Annotated in this window: 7 protein-coding genes and 1 pseudogene; 3 read left to right on the top strand and 5 right to left on the bottom strand. The window is 51.5% G+C overall.

Annotated elements, in window-relative coordinates:
- From Q0231_RS16645 to Q0231_RS16635, 3 genes are all read left to right on the top strand, one after another.
- The coding region (locus Q0231_RS16645) for an aconitase family protein (RefSeq protein ID WP_299349383.1) at positions 1–551 on the top strand (551 nt) is incomplete at its 5' end.
- A gap of 10 nt (positions 552–561) precedes the next feature.
- On the top strand, positions 562–1,149 hold the full coding sequence (locus tag Q0231_RS16640; protein ID WP_269393554.1) for a DUF4893 domain-containing protein: 588 nt from the start codon (positions 562–564) through the stop codon (positions 1,147–1,149).
- Positions 1,150–1,260: 111 nt separating this feature from the next.
- Positions 1,261–1,830, top strand: a complete 570-nt coding sequence (locus tag Q0231_RS16635; protein ID WP_269393555.1) for a DUF998 domain-containing protein — start codon at positions 1,261–1,263, stop codon at positions 1,828–1,830.
- 6 nt (positions 1,831–1,836) lie between these two features.
- Here the strand turns inward: Q0231_RS16635 and Q0231_RS16630 are convergent, their stop codons facing one another.
- The 5 genes and pseudogenes from Q0231_RS16630 to Q0231_RS16610 all read right to left on the bottom strand — a co-directional run.
- Positions 1,837–2,613 (bottom strand): ATP-dependent Clp protease proteolytic subunit, encoded by a 777-nt coding sequence (locus Q0231_RS16630; RefSeq protein WP_269393556.1) that lies wholly within the window; start codon positions 2,611–2,613, stop codon positions 1,837–1,839.
- Positions 2,610–3,932, bottom strand: coding sequence for a hypothetical protein (locus Q0231_RS16625; protein ID WP_269393557.1), 1,323 nt, complete (start codon positions 3,930–3,932; stop codon positions 2,610–2,612). Before Q0231_RS16625 ends, Q0231_RS16630 begins: the two co-directional genes overlap by 4 nt.
- Before the next feature lie 76 nt (positions 3,933–4,008).
- The gene (locus Q0231_RS16620) at positions 4,009–4,662 is read right to left on the bottom strand and encodes a hypothetical protein (RefSeq protein WP_269393558.1); all 654 of its coding nucleotides are present in this window, start codon (positions 4,660–4,662) and stop codon (positions 4,009–4,011) included.
- A gap of 43 nt (positions 4,663–4,705) precedes the next feature.
- Positions 4,706–5,728 (bottom strand): NAD-dependent epimerase/dehydratase family protein, encoded by a 1,023-nt coding sequence (locus Q0231_RS16615; RefSeq protein ID WP_269393559.1) that lies wholly within the window; start codon positions 5,726–5,728, stop codon positions 4,706–4,708.
- Between the two features lie 65 nt (positions 5,729–5,793).
- Positions 5,794–6,161 (bottom strand): annotated as a pseudogene (locus tag Q0231_RS16610) (purine-nucleoside phosphorylase); the annotation flags it as partial.

Below are 6,161 nucleotides of genomic sequence, written 5' to 3'. Positions count from 1 at the left end.
ATCTTCCACCGATTGTATCGTGGGGATCGTCGCCGGAAGACGTTGTTTCGGTCACCGGAAGTGTGCCAGACCCAGCGGATATCGACGATGAAACCAAGCGTTCGTCGAAACAGCGTGCGCTTGATTATATGGGGCTAAAGCCAGGCACAAAGATCACTGATATTACAATCGATCGCGTGTTTATTGGCTCGTGCACCAACGGGCGGATCGAAGACTTCCGCGCTGCAGCTGCAGTGTTAAAAGGCAAAAAGATTGCCCCAACCGTGAGCGCTATGATTGTGCCGGGGTCTGGTTTGGTTAAAGAGCAAGCCGAAGCTGAAGGGCTTGATCAGATCTTCTTGGATGCGGGTTGTGAATGGCGAGAGCCGGGTTGCTCCATGTGTTTGGCGATGAACGCCGACAAGTTGAAGCCGGAAGAACGCTGTGCTTCAACCTCAAACCGAAATTTTGAGGGTCGACAAGGCTTTAAAGGCCGGACCCATTTGGTTAGCCCAGCCATGGCGGCTGCGGCGGCAATCGCGGGCCACTTTGTGGATGTGCGCGATCTTTAGGAGTTAGAATATGATCAAGGCGAAACTGGTTCTTTCAACAATTTTCGCCTTGGTTTGCTCCACGGCCTACGCGGGTTCTTGTGTGCCTGATGGGCTTGATTTGTCCTCTCGTGATTTTTCTCGTCTTCATACAATTGATCAATCGCGGATAAAGGGCTTGGCCGAGGCCATGTTGGGCGAAAACGCTTCTGATCGCGCCATCGTCAAAGAACTATATAGCATGGGGATCGGTGCTCCCAAAGTGGTCCCAACAGGCAACTACAAATGCCGCACTATAAAGTTGGGCGGCATTTCTGCCTTGGTGAGTTACAAGTTTTTTGATTGTCGTATCAGTCAGGCGGGCGATCAATTGCGACTTGAAAAGCTTTCAGGTTCGCAACGATTTGTCGGCACTCTCCATATGCAAGAAACTGGCGTTGCCTACAAAGGGGCGTCACACTATGGCTATGAAGAACCTAGAGCCTATGGGGTAGATGGCGAGCACGATCAAGTGGGTTGCTTGTTTGAAGCTTTGGGCAAACCTACCTCGATATTGCTAGAATTGCCTGCCCCGCAGTTTGAGTCCGTTCACGATGTTATTGAACTTGTGCGTCAGTAACAAAGGATATGGTCGGATAACCGTTGGGTGCACTTGACAATTCACACATTTGAATATGAACTCCTTGGTTAAGCAATGCCGGTTTTGGCGTTGTCTTAAGGGGGCTAGCGGATGGTGCAAATCGGCCGAAGCTGGAGCCTATTTGGGATATGCATTTTCGTTGTTGCGGCGTTGATTGCACCCTTTTTTACGCATTCCGATTACAACTGGGTGCGACATACAACGGGTGAGCTTGCCGGCCAACAAATGCCGAATGCATGGATCATGCGGGTTGGTTTTATCAGCCTTGGCTTTGGCGTTTTTTTTGATGCGTTACAACTGACGGCTAAACATCGTCGTGACTACTATGCTTTTATGGTCTTTGGCGTTTGCATGATCGGGGCGGGGTCATTTAATCAACGCTCGATCGATACAACCCAATTTTTTGCCGCTCCCCTCGCTCATTGGCACGGTTTTTTCTTTTTGTTCGCGGCAATAGCGCTGGTTGTTGGGATCAGTTGGCGCGCCTATGTCACCCAAGATAAGTCATGCCGCATAGGGTCGATAGTGGTTGTGGCCTTGTTGGCAGGTTTAGTGCCTTTCGTTTTTTTAATGCCCCAATTTGCTGGCGCTGCCGAACGTGCTGTTCTGTTTGCCGCGTTGCTGTGGTTGGCCATGTTTTTTCGGCATCGGGCCACATAGTAGCATTTAGCGAATTTTGGTGGCCAATTTGAATTGTTTCATTTCTTGGTTGGTTAAATAATAGAGTTTGTTTGGGGGCGTTTGCAGCGCGTGGATCCAGATCTTTGGATCAACACCCATTTCATCCAAATGCTGGGTGATGCGTGCTGTCGTGGTTTGGGCGTCGGACATGGCTTGTGGGGCTGTTGTTTGAGGCGTTGCGCCATAGATTTGATGCAAGCCGATCGTTGCTGTTTTGCCGGCCAGACGTGCTGTTCCCCCGGCGAACAAAATTGGGCAGGACGATGCACAATAGCCTCCATCCTCAATGGTGGTCGAAAAACCGAGTTTGCGGATATGGGCTGAAATTTCAAGTGCATCATTAACTGAGCCGCCGGGCGAGTTTATTTGCACGGTTTTGATGTATTCTTTGGTGCGGTCTAATTCTTCAATTATGCGTGGCGCGGCATTTGGATCAATATAACCTGACAACAGCATAACGCCGTTTTGCGCCAGTGTGGCGACCATTGGCGCGGAAAGAACCTCAGCCTGTACGGTAACTTGTTCACTTGGATCATAGCGCGGTGCGTTGGGATCAAATTCTGGGCGCTCAACTGCTGGTAATATTGGTCTTTCAAATTGCAAGGGCTGAGCGGCTGTTTGCTCGTTCAATGACATGAAGTCCAAATAGAGCAAGGTCCCCGCGCCAGCGAGTAGGGCAAAGAAAATGCCTCTAATGAGATTAGCATCGCTTGGCCAACCAAGGCGTGAGCGTTTTGGCGGTGCCATTTGTGCGTCACTCATGTGGGTTTAGCGTCGTGGCGTTTTGCAGTTTCAATCGAGGTGACATTGGGGTCGTCTGTTTTGGTTTGAGGCGTTGGCTCTTTACTTTGCTCTTTTTCCTGTGGTGCTTGTTTGGCAACTTCTGCCTCGCGGTTTGCGTTCATTTCATTGAACAGGCTAACCGCGCGCATCATTTCAGCGGCTGTAATTTTGTCTGCCGCATCAAGCGTTCTGGCTTCGCGTCGACTGGCCGAATAAACAACAGCTAAGATTAAAACCAAGACCATGGGGAGCAAATCGATTGAAATGGCCCCGGCCCAGCTTGGCAAGAAGTCGCGCGCGTACAGCAATACCGCTTCTGCGGAGGACAAAGGCACAAATCGACGTGGTTGTACTTTTGGTTCGCCTAAGATTTTGTCGGCGGCGGTTTTAAGGGCGGTGGATTGGGCTTGGACGGCCCCCATGACCGACTGCATCACTTCGTCTTGGCGGGCGACCAGTTCGTCTGATCGGCCATCAGCCACCGGGGCGATGAAGCCGAGCGACAGGTCGTCCGCTGCGCGACTAACCGAGGAGGCGATGGAGGTTTCCTGCAGGGATGCGATCACGCCCGTCAGCGCTACGGCTTCGGCGGCAAATTTGTCCGCACGCGGTTGCACTGCCCCTTCGCCCGATACAAGGGCGCGCATGTTGGCAAGGTGGGTTGAGCCTTTTTCAAATTGCTCCGTCACAGTGCCGCGCGAGGCGGTAATTGTGTTGCCCAATTCGTCCAATTGGGCAGACATTTGGGTCAGCAATTGCACCACAGATCCAGACCCCGAGGTGCCGGTGAGGGCACCGGAACGACGTTCGTCGTCTGCCAGCCGTGAAAAGCGCACCGAGGCACGTTGTACGTCGGGCAAAAGGCTTTGTGCGGAAAGCGCATTGCCGTGGGCCGCATCCAAATCCGCAACATAATCTTCAAGGGTCACCGCTAAATGCTGCTCAAGCGCTGCCGACCCTGCAAGGGCTGCGGCGTTGAGCCAAGAGGACATAGCAACGATCATCAAGCTGCCCAACCCCATAACAGCGATCAATGCGCCGCGCCGCGCGTTGTCGCGCATTAGGGGCAAGAATTTCATCATATAGGTCCAAAAGGCATAAATGCCCACGGAAACGGCAACCGAATAGATGATGGCGGCGGCAAAAACCATGTCTGCGGACCCATCAAGCAAACTGCGCACGCCCAAATAGGTATAGACCCCGCTGGCCAACGCCAAAACGGCCAACGCAAAGCGGGTCATGGTTTCAAGGCTTTTCACCCCTTCGCGCAGACGCGCAGCATTATTGTTGTCGAGCATGGATCGCAATTCCCCTTAAGGCTGTTGCCAAGCATTAAGAGATTTAATCGCGACAAAAAAAGGGCGAACTTCGCAATTAGGCGAGCGAAAGCGGTTTTGGGGGCAGTGAAAGCTTAGCGATTGCCTTTTCTAACCGCGCACGTTTTGCTGCGGTCGGCATTTCTTCAAGGCGCGCAAAGAGCGTGTGCACCAGCTCAACGTTCTCGGTATTGATGAACCTTTTTGCAGCGTTTTCCGCATACATGGGCAGTTGATTTGGGGCCGCCGCGCTCAAGAAATTAATGAGATGCGGGTGCACCTGATTTTGATGGGCGGAGCTGGCCGCTAGTTCTAACAATATCTCACAGGTGGCGTCTTTGGCGATAACAGATCCGCGCGCTGAGGCGTCCAAAATTTGGGGCAAGTGCTCAAAGGTTGCGCCATGATCCAATTTGCACGTATTTGCCAATAGGGTCAGGGCGCCCCATAAAATGCGGTTGTCTTTAGTGCCCAACAGGTCGAACACAAATCCAATTTTGTCCCCAAAGGCCCCAGGACGCAGCGCGGCCAATTCATATAACACTTTGATAGCGTCATGTGCTTGTGCCTTTTCGCCATTTTTGACAATTGCGAGCAGTTCAAGAACCTCGCTGCTCACCTCCGCCTGTTTGGCGAGCCTTTGAGCCAATTCAACGTTCGGCTTTTCGTCATGGCGCTTTAGGGCACTTGCAAGATGGTCGGCTAGAGACATTCAATCGGCTCCGGTGTGCCCACAAGATCAGACTTATGTGCGTTTAGGTTGGTAGAAGTTTGTCTTCCATCGCCTGCGTTAAACCGCATTTGAGATTGATTTCTCTACGTGTTCGATCCCAATTAATCAACGGCAGAAGCGTTTCGGGTAAGGGGCGACACCTAAGGCCCGCTTTGATTGCTTTTGATGTATCAACTTCGAAGAAATGTTTAAATTGGGGTGAATCTGGGGGCATCATTGGAACGTTAGTCCATGGCGAAATGTTTGCCGCAACAATCTCGCTATTGGTGACCCAATTGATTTCTGGTTGTGAGCCGGTTTTAGTAGCGATTACTTGCAACAAATCCGCAAACCGCATGGGCGAGCTGGTGATGTTGAAGTTACCCCCAAACCCATTGGCCGCGCAAAGCAGTGCAAAATCTGCGATGTCATGTACATCAATCATTTGCACAAGTCTGTTTTTTGGAGCAGGCGCAATCATTCTTTTTCTGTTGCCATGGGCTTCATCAATTCTGCGCACCCAATAGCCAAGTCTGTCGGTGTAGTCTCCCGCCCCAACAAGCAAGCCGACCCGCAAATTCGTCGATCGGTCCGCTAGTCGTTTTTCTGCCGCTATTTCACATGATCGTTTGAGTGGCCCATAAGCGCTGCCATAGGCGGGGGCGCTGCCCTTTTTGTCGGCTGGGATATCTTGAATAGCTGCCAGTTCTTGGTCAGTTGCAGTGGGGCAAGGATGCTCCTCCGTGAGGCCTTGGGTCTCGTAATTCGCGTAAACTGAGAGTGATGAGATAAAGATGTAGCGTTTGATATCTTCCCCCACAGCGTCGAGCAATCTATCCACAGCGTCAGGTGAAAAAGCGCAGGTATCAAAAACCCAGTCATACTGTTTGCTTTTGATCTCTGAGAGGTCGCTGTGGCGGTCTGCTTGAACAAAACGGACATTATCTGGGCAGGTGCGCTGGGTATTACCACGTGAAAGCACATCGACAAAGTGACCGGCCATGGCCAGGCGATCAACAATCGCCCCACCGAGAAAACCTGTGCCCCCAACAACCAAACACTGCACAGAATCACTCCTTGTTATTTTGTTGTCAGGCTAGGCGAAGAGAATAGGCGCAACAATTGCGGGAACTATATAGACGCCGCCAATTCCAGTGATAATTGTGCCATGTCGGTCAAAGATGTTTGGCGCTGGTCTGCATCGATTTCGTCGCCTGTGATTAGGCAATCTGAAATGGTGCAAATGGCCAAGGCTTTGCAGTTTTTTTGTGCCGCGATGGTGTAAAGGACTGCCGCTTCCATTTCAACGGCCAAAATGCCGTGTGCGGTGAGGGGTTTATAGGCGTCTAACCCTAGGGGTTGATAAAAACTATCGCCTGAAACAATGCCACCGGCGTGCCACGTCATGTTTTTCTCGTCGGCTAAATCTGCGGCTTTGCGCAAAAGGGAGAAATCTGCGGTTGGTGCAAAGGTAAATTTGCCGAACACTTCTTTGAACA

It is taken from the genome of uncultured Maritalea sp., from assembly GCF_937139385.1.
Classification (GTDB): Bacteria; Pseudomonadota; Alphaproteobacteria; order Rhizobiales; family Devosiaceae; genus Maritalea; species Maritalea porphyrae_A.
This window is presented reverse-complemented; position numbering and strand designations above follow the sequence as displayed.

Bases quoted from the DNA above. Each gene is read 5' to 3' on its own strand.
- Q0231_RS16640 (WP_269393554.1), top strand. From the start codon at position 562: ATGATCAAGGCGAAACTGGTTCTTTCAACAATTTTCGCCTTGGTTTGC.
- Q0231_RS16635 (WP_269393555.1), top strand. From the start codon at position 1,261: ATGGTGCAAATCGGCCGAAGCTGGAGCCTATTTGGGATATGCATTTTC.
- Q0231_RS16630 (WP_269393556.1), bottom strand. From the start codon at position 2,613: ATGAGTGACGCACAAATGGCACCGCCAAAACGCTCACGCCTTGGTTGG.
- Q0231_RS16625 (WP_269393557.1), bottom strand. From the start codon at position 3,932: ATGCTCGACAACAATAATGCTGCGCGTCTGCGCGAAGGGGTGAAAAGC.
- Q0231_RS16620 (WP_269393558.1), bottom strand. From the start codon at position 4,662: ATGTCTCTAGCCGACCATCTTGCAAGTGCCCTAAAGCGCCATGACGAA.